The organism is Actinoplanes sp. NPDC049548 (assembly GCF_040676695.1).
GTDB lineage: Bacteria > Actinomycetota > Actinomycetes > Mycobacteriales > Micromonosporaceae > Actinoplanes.
In genome coordinates this window covers 655963-672656 of the sequence record NZ_JBFAPM010000001.1, presented here as the reverse complement: position 1 = coordinate 672656, position 16694 = coordinate 655963, and the positions used below count along the sequence as shown (strand labels likewise).

Sequence of the window (16694 nt, the reverse complement as noted above, 5' to 3'; positions counted from 1 at the left end):
TAGTATCTAGCACTTCACGTGCAATATCAGCTTGGGGGTTCTGGCCGGATGTCGAAGCTCTCGGGCGCCGTCGCGATCGTGACGGGCGCCAGCCGCGGAATCGGGTTCGCCATCGCACAACGCTTCGTCGCCGAGGGTGCCAAGGTGTGCATCACGGGACGCAACGCGGAGGCCCTGGAGACCGCGGTCAAGGATCTGGGCGGGTCCGACGTGGCGATCGGGGTGCCCGGCAAGGGCGACGACGCCGACCACCGGGCCGAGGTGATCGACACCGTGCTCGGCGCCTTCGGGCCGGTGTCGGTCCTGGTCAACAACGTGGGCATCAACCCCGCGTACGGGCCGCTCGGCAGTCTCGACCTGAGCGCGGCGCGCAAGATGGTCGACGTCAACCTGCTCGGCACGCTGGGCTGGGTCCAGGAGGCGCTGCGCGGCGGCCTGAGCGACACCGGCGGGTCGATCGTCAACATCTCCTCGGTCTCCGGGGTACGCCCCGCGCCCGGCATCGCCTTCTACGGCGTCACCAAGGCCGCGCTGATCCACCTCACCGAGGAGCTGGCCGTCGAGCTGGCCCCGAGGATCCGGGTGAACGCCGTGGCCCCGGCGGTGGTCAAGACCAAGTTCGCGACCGCGCTCTACGAGGGCCGGGAGGAGAAGGTGGCGGCGGGCTATCCGCTCGGGCGCCTCGGCGTACCGGAGGACATCGCCGGCGCGGTGACTTTCCTCTGCTCGCCCGACGCCGCCTGGATCACCGGCCAGACGCTCGTCATCGACGGCGGCGTGACCCTCACCGGAACGGTCCAGTGAGCCCCCGGTACGCCCGCGTCGTGGTCACCGGCGCGGGCGGCGGCATCGGCGCGGCCCTGGCCCGGCGCTTCGCCGCCGACGGCGCCCGGGTGATCGTCAACGACCTCGACGCCGTCGCCGCGGAGGCCGTCGCGGCCGAGATCGGCGGCCTGGCCGTCCCCGGCGACGCCGCGAGCGAGGCGGACACCCGCCGGCTGGTCGACACCGCCTGGGCCGAGCTCGGCGGCTGCGACCTGTTCTGCGCCAACGCCGGCATCCTCACCTCGGGCTCGTTCGACGCACCCGACGCCGACTGGGACAAGGCGTGGCAGGTCAACGTCATGTCCCACGTGTACGTGGCCCGCGCCCTGCTCCCCCGCTGGCTCGACGGTGACGGCGGCCGCCTGCTGTTCACCGTCTCCGCCGCCGGGCTGCTCACCCTGCTCGGATCCGCGCCGTACTCGGTGACCAAGCACGCTGCCCTCGGCTTCGCGGAGTGGCTACGCGCGACGTACGCCCACCGCGGCATCACCGTGCAGGCGCTGTGCCCGCAGGGCGTCAACACCGCGATGCTGACCGGCGACGGCGAGAGTGCCAGCAAGGACCTGCTCGCGGCCGGCGCGCTGCAGCCCGACGAGGTCGCCGCCGTGGTCGCCAAGGCGCTGGAGGACGACGGCTTCCTGATCCTGCCGCACCCCGAGGTCGCGGAGTACTACCAGCGCCGGGCCACCGAGCCGGACCGTTGGCTCGGCGGCATGAACAAGCTCCAGCGCGGGTTCGACACGGCGGCCACCTCATGAGCGGGCCGCGGGGACTCGACCTCGAACGCCTCCAGGCGTACCTCGGCTCGCCGCCACTGAGCGCGCGGATGTTCGCCGGCGGCCGCTCCAACCTCACGTACGCGGTCACCGACGGCACGAACCGCTGGGTGCTGCGCCGCCCGCCGCTGGGCCACGTGCTGCCGACGGCACACGACATGGCACGCGAGCACAAGGTGCTGGACGCGCTGTCCCGAGCCGGCTTCCCCGCACCGCGGCCGGTGCGGCTCTGCACCGACCCGGAGGTCATCGGGGCGCCCTTCTACCTCATGGAGCACGTCGACGGCGCCATCTACCGCGACGTCGCCGCCCTCGAGGCCATGGGCCCGGAAGCGATGCGCCGGCTGGTGCTGTCCCTCGTGGACACCCTCGCCGACCTGCACTCGCTGGACCCGCAGACGATCGGGCTCGGCGACTTCGGCAAGCCGGAGGGCTTCAACGAGCGGCAGGTCCGCCGGTGGAAGAAGCAGCTCGACGCGTCCCGCAGCCGCGAGGTGCCCGGCATCGAGGAGCTGCACGCCCGGCTCGCCGCGGACATCCCGGCCGGCGGCCCCGGCGCGGTGGTGCACGGCGACTACCGCCTCGACAACGTGCTGATCGGCGAGGCCCTCGAGGTCAACGCCGTCCTGGACTGGGAGATGTCCACTCTGGGCGACCCGCTCAGCGACGTCGCCCTCATGCTCGTCTACGCCGGGCGGCCGCTGCTCAGCAAGGACGGCGCGGCCCGTACGTCGCTGTCGGTGCCCGGCCATCCGAGCCTCTCGGAGCTCGCCGACCACTACGCCAAGCGCTCCGGCCGCGACGTTTCGGACCTGCACTGGTACGTGGCCTTCGCCGCGTTCAAGCTCGCGGTGATCCTCGAGGGTGTGCACTACCGATACGTTCAAGGGCAGACGGTCGGTGAAGGCTTCGACACGGTCGGCGCGATGGTGGCACCGCTCGTCGCGCAGGGACACGAGTCGCTGGACGGAACGCTGGAAGGGAACTGATGGACTTCGCGTTCGACGAGAAGACCGAGGACTACCGCAAGCGCCTGCTCTCCTTCATGGACGAGTACGTCTACCCCGCCGAGGAGGGCTTCTACGAGTCCGCCGAGGACACCTGGTCCGCGCCGCCCGCCATCGCGCGGCTGCAGGCCCAGGCCAAGCTCGCCGGGCTGTGGAACCTGTTCCTGCCGGGCGAGCACGGCGCCGGACTGACCAACCTGCAGTACGCACCCCTGGCCGAGCTCACCGGCCGCAGCCCGTCCATCGCCCCGCCCGCGCTGAACTGCGCCGCCCCGGACACCGGCAACATGGAGGTCCTGGCCGAGTTCGGCAGCGCCGAGCAGCAGGAGCGCTGGCTGCGGCCGCTGCTCGACGGCACGATCCGCTCGGCGTTCGCGATGACCGAGCCGCAGGTCGCCTCCTCGGACGCGACCAACATCGGCACCCGCATCGAGCGCGACGGCGACGAGTACGTCATCACCGGCCGCAAGTTCTACATCTCCGGCGCGATGAACCCGAACTGCCAGATCTTCATCGTGATGGGCAAGACCGACCCGGACGCCGCCCGGCACGTGCAGCAGAGCATGATCCTCGTGCCCCGGGACACCCCGGGCCTCACGGTCCACCGCGGCATGACGGTCTTCGGCTACGACGACGGCGACCACGGCGGCCACGCCGAGCTGACCTTCGACCGGGTACGCGTACCGGCGGCCAACCTCATCGGGGAGGAGGGCTCGGGCTTCGCCATCTCCCAGGCCCGACTCGGCCCCGGGCGGATCCACCACTGCATGCGTCTGATCGGCATGGCGGAGCGGGCGCTGGAGCTGATGTGCCGGCGTGCGCTGAGCCGTACGCCGTTCGGCAAGCCGCTCGCGGAGCAGGGCGTGGTGCAGGAGTGGATCGCCGAGTCCCGCGTCCGCATCGAGCAGGCCCGCCTGCTCGTGCTCAAGGCGGCCTGGCTGATGGACACCGTCGGCAACAAGGGCGCGCACACCGAGATCCAGGCCATCAAGATCATCGTGCCGGGGACCGCCGAGTGGGTCGTCGACAAGGCGATCCAGGCGCACGGCGCGGCCGGCGTGGGTCAGGACACCCCGCTGGCGCGGCTCTGGGCCGCCGCCCGTACCCTGCGCCTGGCCGACGGCCCGGACGAGGTGCACAAGCGCTCGCTGGCCCGCCGGGAGCTGAACCGCTACCGGACCGCCTGATGCGGTCCGCCGCACCCACCCCGTCAAACCACTACCGGAGTTCGTGATGCCGGCTGCCTCACCCCGCCCGTCCCAGCGCATCGACGGCCGCACGGCCCGCTCGGAGCGCACCCGCGCCGCCATCGTGGAAGCCCATCTGAGGCTGATCCGCGAGGGCGACCTGCGCCCGACCGCGGACCGCATCGCCAAGCACGCGGGCGTCTCTCTGCGCGCCCTGTGGAGCCACTTCGCCGACATGGAGGCCCTCTTCGCCGCGAGCGGCAAGCTCGTCCTGGAGGAGCGGGACGAGGCGCACGAGCCGGTCCCGGCCGACCTGCCCCTGGAACGCCGGATCGAGGCGTACTGCCACCAGCGCGCCCGCCTGCTGGAACAGGTCGCGCCCGTGGCCAAGGCCTCGTCGCTCAAGGAACCGTTCTCCCCGGCCCTGCAGACCTATCGCAACGCCCACATCGACCGGGTCCAGGACGAGCTGCGGACCCTCTTCGGCCGGGAGATCGGCGGCGACGAGCACCTGCTCAACGCCCTGACCGCCATCAGCATGTGGCCGACGTGGGGCACTCTGCGCGACGCCATGGGCCTCGACCCGGACGCGGCCCGCCTGGCCCTGACCAGAACGGTCAGGGCACTGCTGACGGGCCGCGACTGAGTCACACGACGGCCTGTACGAGGGAGACGCCGAAGAGGTTCGCGGGATCGGTCCACCAGTGCCGCAGGGCGAACCCGGCGCGCGCCAGCTCCGCCTCCAGCCCTTCGCGCCGGAACTTCGCCGAGATCTCGGTGCGCATCTCCTCGCCCGCGGCGAAGTCGACGGTCAGGCCCAGCTCACCGATGCGCACCCGTTGCGCGCTGCCGGCCCGCAGCCGCATCTCGATCCATTCGCGCTCCGGATCCCAGAGCGCCACGTGCGCGAACGCCTCCACGTCGAAGTCCGCGCCCAGCCGCCTGTTGATCACCCGCAGCACGTTGCGGTTGAACTCGGCGGTCACGCCCGCCGCGTCGGCATAGGCGGGCACCACGATTCCCGGGTCCTTGACCAGGTCGGTGCCGAGCAGCAGCCACTCGCCCTCGTGCAGCACCCCGCGCAGCGCGGCGAGGAACGCGGCCCGCTCGGCCGGGACCAGGTTGCCGATCGTCCCGCCGAGGAACGCGACGACCCGGTTGTCGCCCTCCGGGATGTGCTGCAGGTGGCGGGTCATGTCGCCGACCACCCCGCGCACGGCGAGGCCGGGATAGTCCGCGGTCAGCCCGGCGACCGCCTCCTCCAGGGCCGCCCGCGAGACGTCGAGCGGCACGAAGGCGCCCAGCGTGCCGCGCCGCAGCAGGGCGTCCAGCAGCAGCCGCGTCTTCTCCGACGAGCCGGAACCCAGCTCCACCAGCGTCTTCGCCTCGGTGATGCGGGCGAACTCGGTGGCCCGCTCGGCGAGGATCGCCCGCTCGGTCCGCGTCGGGTAGTACTCGGGCAGCCGGGTGATCTCCTCGAACAGCTCGCTGCCGCGGGCGTCGTAGAACCACTTGGGCGGCAGCCACTTACCGGCGGCGGTGAGCCCGGTGGTCACGTCGGCGCGCAGCTCGCGGTCGATGTCGTGCTCGTCGAGGTGGATCTCGAGCATGGTCACGATCTCCCTAGCGGGGTGAGGTGGACGGTGGACGCGGTGGCGGCGAGCAGGTGGTTCTCCGGCACGGGCTGCCACGCCGCGCCGGGATCGAGGGGTTCGGAGCTGACCAGGACGCCGTCCGAGTCCGCGCGGACGGACAGGGCGTGGCCCAACGTCGTGGCGACGATCTGGGCGCCGTCGGTCAGCAACAGGTTCAGCCGGGAGCCCGGGGCGGCGAGCTCGACCTCCGCGACGACCTCGGCGACGGCGTCGGCGGGCGGCACGCCGGCGCGCAGGCGGTCGCGGACCAGGGCCCAGAGCAGGGCCGAGTCGGTCGGCGCGTCCAGGGTGACAAGGTCCTGCACCGGGAGCCGGCCGGCGACCTTCACGACCGAGCCGGGCCAGCCGCGGACCACGCCGTTGTGGCTGAACAGCCACCGGCCCTCCGCGAACGGCGCGGCGGCCGTCTCCGTCACCGGCATGCCGACGGTGGCCGAGCGTACGGCGGCCAGCACGGCCCCGGAGGCGGTGGCGGCGGCGAGCGCCGGCAGGGCCGCATCGGACCAGATCGGCATCGCGCTGCGGTAGCGGACCGGCTCGGCGCCACCCTGCGGATACCAGGCGACGCCGAAGCCGTCGGCGTTGATGGTGCCGCCGCCGCGCATGTCCCGCGGCGCCCACGCCTGCCGGGCCAGCGCGTGCGGCGGGTCGAGGAGCAGCTCGGCCAGTGCAACCGGGGCGCCCAGGTACGCCAGGTGGCGGCACATCAGCCGGCCTCCGGACCGGCGTCCCGGGCGCACCGGAAGCCGCTGAAGATCTGCCGGCGGATCGGGTGGTCCCAGTTGCGGAAGGTGCCCCGGCACGCCGCCGCGTCGGTGCCGAACGAGCCGCCCCGCAGCACCTTGTAGTCGCCGCCGAAGAAGACCTGCGAGTACTCGGCGTACGGGAAGACGGCGAAGCCGGGATAGCCGTGGAAGCCGGAGTCGGTCCACTCCCACACGTCACCGATGAGCTGGTGCACGCCGAGCGGTGACGCGCCCTGCGGGTAGGCGCCGACGGCGGCCGGCGACAGATGCCGCTGCCCCAGGTTGGCGTGCTCCGGCCCCGGCGGGTCGTCGCCCCACGGGTAGCGGCGCGAGCGCCCGGTCGCCGGGTCGTAACGGGCGGCCTTCTCCCACTCGGCCTCGGTCGGCAGCCGCCGCCCGGCCCACGCGGCGTACGCCTGGGCCTCGAAGAAGCAGACATGCACCACCGGCTCGTCCGGCACGATCCGCTGCGTACGCCCGAACCGCGTGTACGCCCACCCGTCCCCGTCCCGCTGCCAGTGCATCGGAGCGGTCAGGCCGGCGTCCTGCCGGTGCGCCCAGCCACGCCCGCTCCACCACCGCGGGTCGTCGTAGCCGCCGGCCGCGATGAACTGGGCGTACTCGGCGTTGGTGACCGGCGCCGCGTCGATGAAGAATGCGGGCACGTCGACCTCGTGCGCGGGCCGTTCGTTGTCCAGCGCCCACGGCTCGGTGTCCGTGCCCATCGTGAACGGTCCGCCCGGCACGAGCACCTCGCCCGAGACCGGAACGCGGGCCGGCGGCGGGGCGGGCGCGTCCAGCACCGGCGCGCCGGCCCGAAGCTGGTGCGTGGCGAGCATGGTCTCGTCGTGCTGCTGCTCGTGCTGGACGATCATGCCGAACGCGAACCCGCCGGCGACCAGGGGGCGGTCGTCGAGGCGTACGTGGTCGAGCACGTCGAGGGCCTTGTCGCGCACCTGACCCACGTACGCGCGGGCCTCGCCCGGGTCGAGCAGCGGCAAAGCGGGACGGTCCCGCCGGGGGTGCCGGAAGGCGTCGTAGAGCTCGTCGATGTCGCGGCGCACCGGCTCGCGCCCGCCGACGTCTCTGACCAGCCAGAGCTCCTCCTGGTTGCCGACGTGTGCGAGGTCCCAGACGAGCGGGGACATCAGCGGCGAGTGCTGGCGCACGAGGTCGGCGTCGTCGACGGCATCGGTGAGCAGGGCGGTACGCGCCCGCGCGCGTTCCAGCTGGGCGGCGACGGTCAGCCGCAGGTCGTGGGTCATCGAGGCAGGTCCTTTCCTTGTGCGGGATCGGATCGGGGTCAGGCCGCAGCGGCGCCCGCGTGGTCCAGGCGCCGGCCGACGACCCCGGCCACCAGGTCGCGCACCGGCCGGGGCAGCCCGGTCCGGTCCAGGTGCCGGCAGGCGAGGTCGGCGATGTCGGCCGCGCACGCCGCGACCACGGGATCGGCGAGCCCGTCCCGGGCCGCGTCCCACCACCGGCCGGCCGCGGGCGCGGCGAGGTCACGAGCGGAGTCGGTCAGGGCGTCGTCGGCCAACAGCGCGCACAGCACGGCCACCGGCGCGATCCACTCGCCGCCGGGCTGCGCGTCGAGGTAGCGCACCTCGAGGTAGCCGCGGGGGCGTACCGGCGGGAACAGCGTGCTGATGTGGTACTCGAGGTCGTCCACCGTGGGCGGCTCCGGCAGCGCACCGCCGATCCAGTCGGCGAACGTCACGCCTTCCGGCGCGTCCCACCGGCCGTCGCCGCGCCGTACGCACAGCAGCGGCGCATCCAGCACGTACCGGGCCCAGCGTTCGGGCGGGTCGCCGCCGGCCGGCACCGGGCCGCTGCGCCGCCGGTCGATGCCGTGCCAGGCCCGCATCCGCCCGCTGGCCCAGCCGGTGTCGCGGCCGGCGTGCGCCCGGGACGTGGCGAACAGGGCCAGCAGCGGGGGCCCGACGGCGTGTACGGCGTCCCAGCGAGCCGCTGCCCGGGACTCGGTGCCGGCGTCGAGGCATACCTGCAGCCCGGCGGTGCTGCACATCATGGTGTGCCCGGACGGGTTCCCCGCGCGGTCGAAGGCGTGCTGCATGGCCGCGTACCGAGGGGTGTCGAGGATGCGCACCGGCGGCCGGTGCGGGTCGAGCCCGCTGTCGCCGAGACTGATGCCGGAGCGGGCCAGGAGGTCGGCCAGATAGGCCTGATCGGCGGCCATCGCCGCGTGCAGCGCGGCCGGGGAGCCGGCGGGGGCGGAGGAGATCTCGACCTGACCGCCGGGTTCGAGGGTGACCGTGCCGCCGCCGGGCAGCGGCGCGGGGTCACGGTTGCCGAGGACTGCGGGTGCGTGCGGCCCGAGCGCCTGTCTCAGCTCGGAGGGCCGCAGATGCGCCGCGGGAAGGGCGGCGCGGTGGGTGGTCCATTCCAGTTCGACGCCGACGCGGCTCGGTGGGCCGGTCTTGAAACAGATGCCGGACACGTGCTCGGCGGCATCGGACAGACGCCGCAGGATCCGTCCGGCCGGATCCTCGTCACTACTTTTGGTAGTCACGGCTCTCCCTTGAGTGGCGATCCTCGGAGACCATACACAGATGTCTCAAGATGTTGCCATCGATGTCGATCGCGCCAGGCGCGAAACCCCAGGTTGTGCCACCGTCACTCATCTCAACAACGCCGGCGCCGCGCTGGTCCCGGCTGTGGTGACCGACACAGCTGTCGCGCATCTGCGCCGCGAGGCGCAGATCGGCGGCTACGAGGCCGCTGCGGAGGCGGCCGAGCGGGTCGAGGACGTCTACCGGTCGCTCGCCCGGCTGGTCGGCTGCGCCCCGGACGAGATCGCCGTGGTGGAGAACGCGACCCGCGCCTGGGACATGGCCTTCTACGGCTTCGCCTTCCGTCCGGGCGACCGGATCCTCACCACCCGCGCCGAGTACGCGAGCAACGTCATCGCCCTGCTCCAGGTGGCCCGCCGCACCGGCGCGGTCGTGGAGCTGGTCGACGACGACGAGCACGGCCAGATCGACGTCGCGGACCTCGCGCGCCGCCTCGACGACACGGTCAAGCTCGTCGCGCTGACCCACGTACCGACGTCGGGCGGCCTGGTGAACCCGGCCGCCGAGGTGGGCCGGCTGACCCGGGCCGCCGGCGTCCCGTTCCTGCTCGACGCCTGCCAGTCGGTCGGCCAGCTCCCGATCGACGTGGCGGAGATCGGCTGCGACCTGCTCTCGGCGACCGGTCGCAAGTTCCTGCGAGCCCCGCGCGGCACCGGTTTCCTGTACGCCCGCCGCGGCCTCGCCGAGCAGCTCGAGCCACCGCTGCTGGACCTGCACGCGGCCAGCTGGCCCGCCCCGGACCGGTACGAGATCCGCCCGGATGCCCGCCGCTTCGAGAACTGGGAGACGAACTACGCGGCGAAGCTCGGCCTCGGCGCCGCCGCCGAATACGCGCTGTCCTGGGACCAGGCGGCGGTCACTGAACGCATCACGGCACTGGCCGCCGCGCTGCGGGAGCGCCTGCGCGCCCGGCCCGGCGTGTCGGTGCACGACCGCGGCGCCCAGCTGGGCGGCATCGTGACGTTCACGGTCGACGGCGTGGATTCGGCGGAGGTGCACCGCACGTTGCGCGCGGCGGACATCAACACCAGCGTGAGCGCCGCCGACTACGCGCAGTGGCACCTGCGGTCGCGCGGCCTGCCCGACGTGGTGCGCGCCTCGGTCCACTACTACAACACCGAGGAGGAGCTCGACCTGCTCTGCCGGCATCTGCCCGGCCCCCGGTGAGGCCTGGGCGGACCGGCGTTGCGTGACGAACGGTGGTCCGGCCGTCACTGAGCGGGTGTGAATCGCGCGTTGGCGGCGGTCGATCAGACGCCGATTCTCGTCGCCATGTCGCTGTTTTCTTCATGCCGAATATGCGGATCCTCCAGTCCGCAACGGATCATTTCTGGATATGAAATATCCGCGGTCATCATCGCCGATTCCGGCGGCGCAGGGGGACAATAGTGGAATGACGCAGCTAGCACTGTTCCCCACGAAGAATGTGCGGGACCGGACACTGCGTCGCCAGTATTCACCGACCGCCGAGAGGTTTCGGCGCGAGCATGAGCGGCATCGCTCGTGGGGCTTGATCCAACGTCATTCCCGGCGCTTGCGCCGGCTGCGCGAGGCCGAGCAACGGTCCCTGGCCCCGCAACCCGGCCCTGATGACCTCCACCCTGGGGACCTCCACCCCGCCAACCACGACCTCCGCGCTGATGACCGCAACCTCCACCCCGCCAACCACGACCTCCGCGACCTCGACCCCGCCAACTACGACCTCCGCGCTGATGGCCGCGACCTCGACCCCACCAACCACGACCTCCGCGCTGATGACCGCGACCTCCACGACCTCCGCGCTGATGACCTCGGCGCCGGGGCACCGCTCAACATGACGCATCGTGATGACACGACTGATGATTCCGAGCGGTCGAAAGGCCAGCACGAGACGACGACCGGCTGCGCGACGACGGCCCGGCCGGGCTGCCCGACCAGATGGAATCGGAGGCGAGGCACCGCACGTCAGGACGGCAGAGCGCCAAGCAGCAGCGTGCAAGGGCAGCAGCCCGAGACGGCGGGCGCCGAGAAAGCGCGGGCGGCCGGGCCGTCATGGCCGCGTCCAGCAGGAAGATCGCCAGGTCGCTTTCCACGGGGCACGGCAGCCGCGGATACTGCCGGGCGTCCCGCGCAGCCAGCACAGGCGCGCTCGAGGCGGCCGCGAGCCGCCGGCCCACCAGGTACGACGACGCGCCCGCGCAGGAGGCGGGACGCCGACGAAGACCTCGCCCCCACCCGACGTCGACAAAGACCTCGCCCCCCGCCCGCGCTGGAGGCGGACGTCGACGGAGACTTCATCCTTGCGACCACATCGGTGCGCTCGGATGTCAAGTGCCCGTCGAATCATCGGCCATTGTCACGCCGGACCGGTGAGATGGCAGCCACCGATCGCGGCGGAAAAGTGAACGAAGCCCTTTGCGGAAACTGTCGACAGTGAATTCTGGCGCACTTGCCCGGGCAGCAGCGGATAATTGTTCGGGCGGGCCATGACGTCGTAGTGCTGCAACGCACCGCCACATTCGATCGTGTGGTGTCGCTCGGGGGGCCGGTGTCATTCAAGGAGGTTCAGCGACCCCGCGCGACGATGGGCGACACCAGTGTGCGTACCGGAACCGCGGCCGCTTTGACGTTCGACGTCAGACAGGTTCACAGATCGGCGGTGCGCCGGGTGACCGACCATGCGCATTGGCCGACCGCCCAGCTCAGGCAGCACCTCCAGCCGCACCGAACGTGGAAACGCAAGCTAGCGCCGGTGCGCGCCGCCGCGGGGGCGTCGCCGGCGCCGCACGGCGGCGATCCCGGCCATCCCGGCGACGAGCGCCACGGCCGGCACCGACACCTGGTACGCGTTCAGCTCGCCGATCCCCGCGACGGGCTCGGACGGCGGCGGCTCGGCCACCGCCTCCGCGCTGGGTGTGCCCTGCTTCGACGGGCGCGCACTCGGCGAGGGTTTGAGGTCCTTGCCGACGACCGAGGTGATCCACCGGGCGATGGTGTCGATCCGCCCGCCCAGGTCGGCACCGGTGTGCGGGCAGGTCGGCCCGTGGCTCACCACCGCCACGACCACCGCCGAGCCGTCCTTCTGCTCGCTGAAGTACGGGCCGCCCGAGTCGTGCGGGCACGGGCTGGTGTCGGCCCTCGGTGCCGTGCCGGCCAGCCCGACCACGTCCTGCCGCACCGACGTGATCCGGAACCGGCCGGTACGCATCCGCGTCGGCTCCTGGGTCGCGTTGCCGTCGAGCAGCCCGAAACCGGCCAGCCGTACCTTGTCCCCGACCCGCGGCTTGGTGCGGTTGAGCCGCAGCGGGGCGATGTCGGTGATCGGCCGGTCGAGCTGGGCCAGGGCGACGTCGGCGGTGTCGCTCTGCCGCACGGCGATCACCGTGGCGACGTGCCCGGCGTCGCCGCGCAGGTCGGCACGCCCGACGGTGGCCGTGGTCCGCCGCGCGACGGGCCGGGAGACATGCTTGTCGTTCTCGTCGCGGAAGCAGTGCCCCGCGGTGAGCACCCAGCGCGGCGAGATCAGGCCGCCGGAGCACGAGCTGTTGCGGCGCCCACCCTCCGCGGTCGGAATGCCGGTCATGGTCAGCTTGACGGCGAACGTGTACTCGCCGTCGTCCACGGTCTCCCCGTTGGCTACCGCGTGCGCCGCGGAGTCGGGAAGAAGCACGAGACCGCAGAGCACCAGGATCGCCAGCACGAGGTTCGTCGGTTTCCTGTCCATGGTCCAGCGAAGATCACCCATAACGGTGATCGGTTGGAAGACCACTTCCTGCTCGAAAACGCAGTCAGCCGATGATCACGGACAGTGTCAACGAGCGAGCCGCCCCCGCGGTTTCCCGGCCTGCGCGGCTCCTTGACGAAGCACCCCGGCTGTGCGGATTGACCTGCGAAGACAGGCCGGGTTTACGGTCGCGACGTCAGACATTTCCGCTCGGGTCCTCGCCTTGCGCTGCGTCGCGGGCACCGGCGTCGGCCGGCACAGGAAGCACACGCGTGTCCCGGGCCGACCGAGGAGACACACCTGTCCGCTAGCCCGTTGCGCCTGGCCGCCTGCGCCGGCGCCGTCGCCGTCCTGCTGATCCCCGTCCGCGCCGAGGCGTCCCAGCCCGCGCTGAAGAAGGTGAACGTCACCGCAGCAGAGAAGCTCCAGCCGCGTGTGGTCGCGCGGAAGATACCCAGGCTCACCCCGCGCCAGCTGGCTCAGCGGCACGCCCGCGCCCGGGTCCGGGTGGTGCGGTTCGCCCGGGCTCAGCGCGGCGACTGGTACGCCTATGGCGGCGCCGGCCCGTCGACGTGGGACTGCTCGGGCCTCACCCGGGGCACGTACCGGGTCGTGGGCATCCGGCTGCCGCACTCGTCGGCCGCCCAGGCCCGGCGCGGCCGGCGCGTGACACCCCGCACCGCCCGGGTCGGCGACCTGGTCGCGATGCGCGGCCACGTCGGCATCCTGGTCGGCAGATGGCGCATGGTGGACGCCCCGGGCACCGGCCGCCGCGTCACAGAACGCCTGATCTACCGCACGTCGACGCTGCAGTTCCGCCGTCTGATCGGCTGAGGCGGAAGCGGCGGCGAGGTGGTCAAGCCTGCTTGAGGTGGGTCTTGACCACCTCGGCCAGCTCCGGAGTCCACTCCATGGGCTGGTGGGCGGCCTTGGTGTGCAGCTCGACGTGCTGCAGCAGCTCGTCCTCGTCCGGAGCGGTGAACTCCGCCGGACACTCGTTGTTGAAATCGGCGCAGCGGATCGTCACTGTCATGACGATCAGCTACCCGAGGCCTCCGCGCCGAAACGGACGACCGAGCGGGCTCCCTCGCCGCGGGCCATCCGCTCGAAGGCGGCCGGCACGTCCGCGAGCCCGATCCGGTCCGTCACCAGGTGGTCGAGCTTCAGCGCGCCCGACACCACCTCCTGGGCCAGCCGCGGCACCTCGACGTCGGGATCGGCCGACCCGTACACGGAAGCCCGCAGCGTCCGTGCCGACGAGAAGATGTCCAGCGCGCTCAGCTGGACCATGTCGTCGGCGCGGCCCATGCCCACGACGGTGACCTGACCGCCGCGCCGGGTCGCCCGCCACGCCGCCCGGATGGTCGCCGCACGGCCCACGCACTCGAAGGCGTGGTCGGCGCCCCGGCCGGCCGTCCGCGACCGGATGTCCTTGGAGAGCGTCTCGCCGGAGACCACGAAGTCCGTCGCCCCCGCCGCCTCGGCAAGCGCCTTCTTGCCCTCCGACACGTCCACCGCGATCACCGAGGTGGCTCCGGCCGCGCGTGCCGCCGTCACGACCGACAGGCCGACGCCGCCGAGGCCGATCACCACCACCGAGTCGCCCTCGGCCACCTGGGCCGTGTTGCGGACCGCGCCCGTCCCGGTCAGCACCGCGCAGCCCAGCAGGGCCGCGCTTTCCCAGGGCAGCTCCGACGGTACGGGGATGACGGCCCGTTCCGGCACCACGACCTGATCGGCGAACGCGCCCAGCCCCAGCGTCACGTGGACCGGCGCGCCGTCGAGCGTGATGCCGTTCTCCAGCGCCGCCACGTTCGCCGTCGCGCAGAGCCAGGGTTCGCCGTGGGTGCAGAACCAGCAGTCGCGGCAGGGCGGGGACCAGTTGAGGGCGACGTGCGTACCCGGGGCGACCGTGACGTTCGCGCCCGCCTCGACCACCTCGCCGGCCGCCTCGTGGCCGAGGATCAGCGGCCACGGCGGGCTCAGCGTCCCGTTGACCATCGACAGGTCGGAGTGGCACACGCCCGCCGCGCGGATGCGGACCCGGACCTGGCCGGGGCCGACCTCGGGAAGGTGGACCTCCTCGACCGCGGGCTTGCTGCCCGGGCCGCGCGCCACGAGGGCGTGGACGTATGCCGTCACTGCTGGATCGCCTTCGTCTGCTGGAATTCCTGGAGGCCGTGAACGCCCAGCTCGCGGCCGATGCCCGACTGCTTGTAGCCGCCGAACGGGGCCATCGGGTTGAACCCGCCGCCGTTGACGTCGACGGCGCCGGTGCGCATCCGCCGGGCCACCGCCAGCGCCCGGTCGGGGCTGCCCCACACCCCGCCGGCCAGGCCGTAGCGGGAGTTGTTCGCGATCCGCACGGCGTGGTCGTCGTCGTCGAAACCGATGATCGACAGCACCGGCCCGAAGATCTCCTCCTGGGCGAGCTCGCTGTCCGGGTCCACGTCCGCGAAGACCGTGGGTGCGACGAAATACCCCTTCTCCGGTACGGGCGCAGCACCCGCGACGAGCCGGGCGTCCGCACGCTCGATGAAGCCGCGTACCCGCTCGCGCTGCCCCGCCGAGACCAGCGGGCCCAGCCGCGTCGCCTCGTCGAACGGGTCTCCGGTGCGGTAGCCCTCGGCGGCGGCCGCGGCCAGCTCGACCGCCGTGGCGTAGTGGCTGCGGTGCACGAGCATGCGGGTCCACGCCGTACAGGTCTGGCCGGAGTTGAGGAACGCGTTGCCGACGCCGACCTTCACCGCCTTGGTGACGTCCGCGTCCTCGAGGATCACGTTGGCGGACTTGCCGCCCAGCTCCAGCGCGACCCGGGCGATCCGGTCGGCGGCCGCGTGCGAGACGGCCCGGCCGGTGGCCGTGGAGCCGGTGAACGACACCATGTCGACGTCCGGGTGCCCGGCGATCGCGGCGCCGACGACCGGGCCGGTGCCCGGCACCAGGTTCAGCACGCCGTCCGGCAGCCCGGCCTCCTCGGCCGCGTCGACCAGCAGGTACGCGGTGAGCGGCGTCAGCTCGCTCGGCTTGAGCACGACGGTGCAGCCGGCGGCGAGGGCGGCGGCCACCTTGGCGACGATCTGGTGCAGCGGGTAGTTCCACGGGGTGATCGCCCCGACCACGCCCACCGGCTCGCGCACGACCAGCGAGTTGCCGATCGTCTCCTCGCGTACCGGTTGGGCCGCCAGGTCGGCGTACCCCCGCAGGACGGTGAGCGGCAGTCCGGCCTGGACCGCCTTGGCGATCTTGAGCGGCGTGCCGAGCTCGAGCCCCACGGTGCGGGCGATGTCGGCCGCCCGGGCCGCGAGCGCCTCGTGCAGCTTGCCGAGGACGGCGCCGCGCTCGGCCATCGAGGTGGCCGCCCAGCCGTCGAAGGCGGCGCGTGCGGCCTCGACGGCCCGGTTCACGTCGTCGGCGGTGCCTGCCGGGACGTGACCGAGGGTCTCCTCGGTCGCCGGGTTCTCCACGGGGATGGTCTCCGACGACGACGGGGCGACCCACCGGCCACCGATGTACAGCCTGTCCCGGTTCAACGCAGCACTCCGTTCTTCATGGCCTCGAGGCCGGTGACCACGGTTTCCAGGCCGAGCGTGAACGCGCCCTCGTCGACGCTGCGGCGGTGCTCGGCGAGCAGGTGGGCGTCGCGCAGGTGGGGGTAGCGCTCGGCGTACACCTGGGGGTCCTCGTCGAAGCCCAGCGCGAAGGAGCCCAGCGCCGCGCCGGTGACGAGGTAGCGCATCAGGGCGCCGATGTGGGTGGCTCGGGCGGGTGGCCACCCCGCCCTGATCAGGCCGCCGTACACGGTGTCGGCCATGGCGAGCGCGGCCGGCCGGCGGCCGGGGCCCGTGGCGAACAGCGGCACCATGTTCGGGTGCTGCAGCAGCACCCCGCGATACGAGTGCGCCCAGAGCCGCAGTGCGTCCTGCCACTCGTGGGTCGCGAAGAACGACACGTCGACCTGGGCGACGACCGCGTCCGCCACGGCGTCGAGGATCTCGTTCTTCGTGGGGAAGTGGTTGTAGAGCGACGGCCCGGCGACGCCCAGCTCGGTGGCGAGCCGGCGGACGGACACCGCCTCCAGGCCTTCCGCGTCCACGAGCGCGCCGGCCACCTCGACGATGCGCTCGCGGGTGAGCAACGTTCCGCGGGGGCGGGCCATTTTGACGCTCCTGAACCTCTGGACTCCGGAAAACTTACAACG

The 16694-nt window shown here is 72.6% G+C and carries 18 protein-coding genes; 7 read left to right on the top strand and 11 right to left on the bottom strand.

Going from position 1 to position 16694, the window contains the following annotated elements; translation table 11 throughout:
• Nucleotides 1–48: 48 nt before the first annotated feature.
• Genes AB0J80_RS03200 through AB0J80_RS03180 form a run of 5 tightly spaced genes read left to right on the top strand, consistent with a single transcriptional unit; the run spans nt 49 to nt 4441 of the window.
• Entirely contained in the window at nt 49–804 is a 756-nt protein-coding gene (locus tag AB0J80_RS03200; RefSeq protein WP_364699726.1) for an SDR family oxidoreductase, read from the top strand.
• Nucleotides 801–1583, top strand: a complete 783-nt coding sequence (locus AB0J80_RS03195) for an SDR family oxidoreductase (RefSeq protein WP_364699724.1) — start codon at nt 801–803, stop codon at nt 1581–1583. The genes AB0J80_RS03200 and AB0J80_RS03195 overlap by 4 nt, the downstream gene beginning before the upstream one ends.
• The gene (locus AB0J80_RS03190) at nt 1580–2590 is read left to right on the top strand and encodes a phosphotransferase family protein (RefSeq protein ID WP_364699721.1); all 1011 of its coding nucleotides are present in this window, start codon (nt 1580–1582) and stop codon (nt 2588–2590) included. Before AB0J80_RS03195 ends, AB0J80_RS03190 begins: the two co-directional genes overlap by 4 nt.
• On the top strand, nt 2590–3795 hold the full coding sequence (locus tag AB0J80_RS03185) for an acyl-CoA dehydrogenase family protein (protein ID WP_364699719.1): 1206 nt from the start codon (nt 2590–2592) through the stop codon (nt 3793–3795). Before AB0J80_RS03190 ends, AB0J80_RS03185 begins: the two co-directional genes overlap by 1 nt.
• Before the next feature lie 46 nt (nt 3796–3841).
• A complete protein-coding gene (locus tag AB0J80_RS03180; protein WP_364699717.1) occupies nt 3842–4441 on the top strand; it encodes a helix-turn-helix domain-containing protein in 600 nt (199 codons plus the stop codon).
• A 1-nt stretch (nt 4442) separates the two neighbouring features.
• On the opposite strand, the gene egtD is transcribed toward AB0J80_RS03180, so the two are convergent.
• The 4 genes from egtD to egtA are packed head-to-tail and all read right to left on the bottom strand — an operon-like array spanning nt 4443 to nt 8729.
• On the bottom strand, nt 4443–5405 hold the full coding sequence (gene egtD / locus AB0J80_RS03175) for an L-histidine N(alpha)-methyltransferase (RefSeq protein ID WP_364699715.1): 963 nt from the start codon (nt 5403–5405) through the stop codon (nt 4443–4445).
• A 2-nt stretch (nt 5406–5407) separates the two neighbouring features.
• The gene (gene egtC / locus AB0J80_RS03170; RefSeq protein ID WP_364699713.1) at nt 5408–6157 is read right to left on the bottom strand and encodes an ergothioneine biosynthesis protein EgtC; all 750 of its coding nucleotides are present in this window, start codon (nt 6155–6157) and stop codon (nt 5408–5410) included.
• Nucleotides 6157–7461, bottom strand: coding sequence for an ergothioneine biosynthesis protein EgtB (gene egtB, locus AB0J80_RS03165; protein WP_364699711.1), 1305 nt, complete (start codon nt 7459–7461; stop codon nt 6157–6159). The genes egtC and egtB overlap by 1 nt, the downstream gene beginning before the upstream one ends.
• A 38-nt stretch (nt 7462–7499) precedes the next feature.
• Nucleotides 7500–8729: an ergothioneine biosynthesis glutamate--cysteine ligase EgtA gene (gene egtA / locus AB0J80_RS03160; RefSeq protein ID WP_364699709.1), complete on the bottom strand. Its 1230-nt coding sequence runs from the start codon at nt 8727–8729 to the stop codon at nt 7500–7502.
• Between the two features lie 40 nt (nt 8730–8769).
• On the opposite strand from egtA, the gene AB0J80_RS03155 reads away from it, so the two are divergent.
• Entirely contained in the window at nt 8770–9957 is a 1188-nt protein-coding gene (locus tag AB0J80_RS03155; RefSeq protein ID WP_364699706.1) for an aminotransferase class V-fold PLP-dependent enzyme, read from the top strand.
• A 289-nt stretch (nt 9958–10246) separates the two neighbouring features.
• Here the strand turns inward: AB0J80_RS03155 and AB0J80_RS03150 are convergent, their stop codons facing one another.
• The 3 genes from AB0J80_RS03150 to AB0J80_RS03140 all read right to left on the bottom strand — a co-directional run bounded on the left by AB0J80_RS03150 (nt 10247) and on the right by AB0J80_RS03140 (nt 12493).
• On the bottom strand, nt 10247–10612 hold the full coding sequence (locus AB0J80_RS03150) for a hypothetical protein (protein WP_364699705.1): 366 nt from the start codon (nt 10610–10612) through the stop codon (nt 10247–10249).
• A gap of 513 nt (nt 10613–11125) precedes the next feature.
• Nucleotides 11126–11275 carry a hypothetical protein gene (locus AB0J80_RS03145; protein WP_364699702.1) on the bottom strand — a complete coding sequence of 50 codons (150 nt, stop codon included), beginning with the start codon at nt 11273–11275 and terminating at the stop codon, nt 11126–11128.
• Between the two features lie 237 nt (nt 11276–11512).
• Complete coding sequence (locus tag AB0J80_RS03140) at nt 11513–12493, bottom strand: trypsin-like serine protease (RefSeq protein WP_364699699.1); 981 nt, start codon at nt 12491–12493, stop codon at nt 11513–11515.
• A 315-nt stretch (nt 12494–12808) separates the two neighbouring features.
• Here AB0J80_RS03140 and AB0J80_RS03135 point away from each other — a divergent pair, with 315 nt between their 5' ends.
• Nucleotides 12809–13327, top strand: coding sequence for an NlpC/P60 family protein (locus AB0J80_RS03135; RefSeq protein WP_364699696.1), 519 nt, complete (start codon nt 12809–12811; stop codon nt 13325–13327).
• Between the two features lie 22 nt (nt 13328–13349).
• Here AB0J80_RS03135 and AB0J80_RS03130 read toward each other — a convergent pair whose 3' ends face one another.
• The 4 genes from AB0J80_RS03130 to AB0J80_RS03115 are packed head-to-tail and all read right to left on the bottom strand — an operon-like array spanning nt 13350 to nt 16652.
• Nucleotides 13350–13526: a DUF1059 domain-containing protein gene (locus AB0J80_RS03130; RefSeq protein WP_364699693.1), complete on the bottom strand. Its 177-nt coding sequence runs from the start codon at nt 13524–13526 to the stop codon at nt 13350–13352.
• Between the two features lie 5 nt (nt 13527–13531).
• A complete protein-coding gene (locus tag AB0J80_RS03125) occupies nt 13532–14635 on the bottom strand; it encodes an alcohol dehydrogenase catalytic domain-containing protein (protein ID WP_364699690.1) in 1104 nt (367 codons plus the stop codon).
• Nucleotides 14632–16026 carry an aldehyde dehydrogenase family protein gene (locus tag AB0J80_RS03120; protein ID WP_364699687.1) on the bottom strand — a complete coding sequence of 465 codons (1395 nt, stop codon included), beginning with the start codon at nt 16024–16026 and terminating at the stop codon, nt 14632–14634. Before AB0J80_RS03120 ends, AB0J80_RS03125 begins: the two co-directional genes overlap by 4 nt.
• Nucleotides 16023–16652 (bottom strand): TetR/AcrR family transcriptional regulator, encoded by a 630-nt coding sequence (locus AB0J80_RS03115; protein WP_364699684.1) that lies wholly within the window; start codon nt 16650–16652, stop codon nt 16023–16025. Before AB0J80_RS03115 ends, AB0J80_RS03120 begins: the two co-directional genes overlap by 4 nt.
• Nucleotides 16653–16694: the final 42 nt, after the last annotated feature.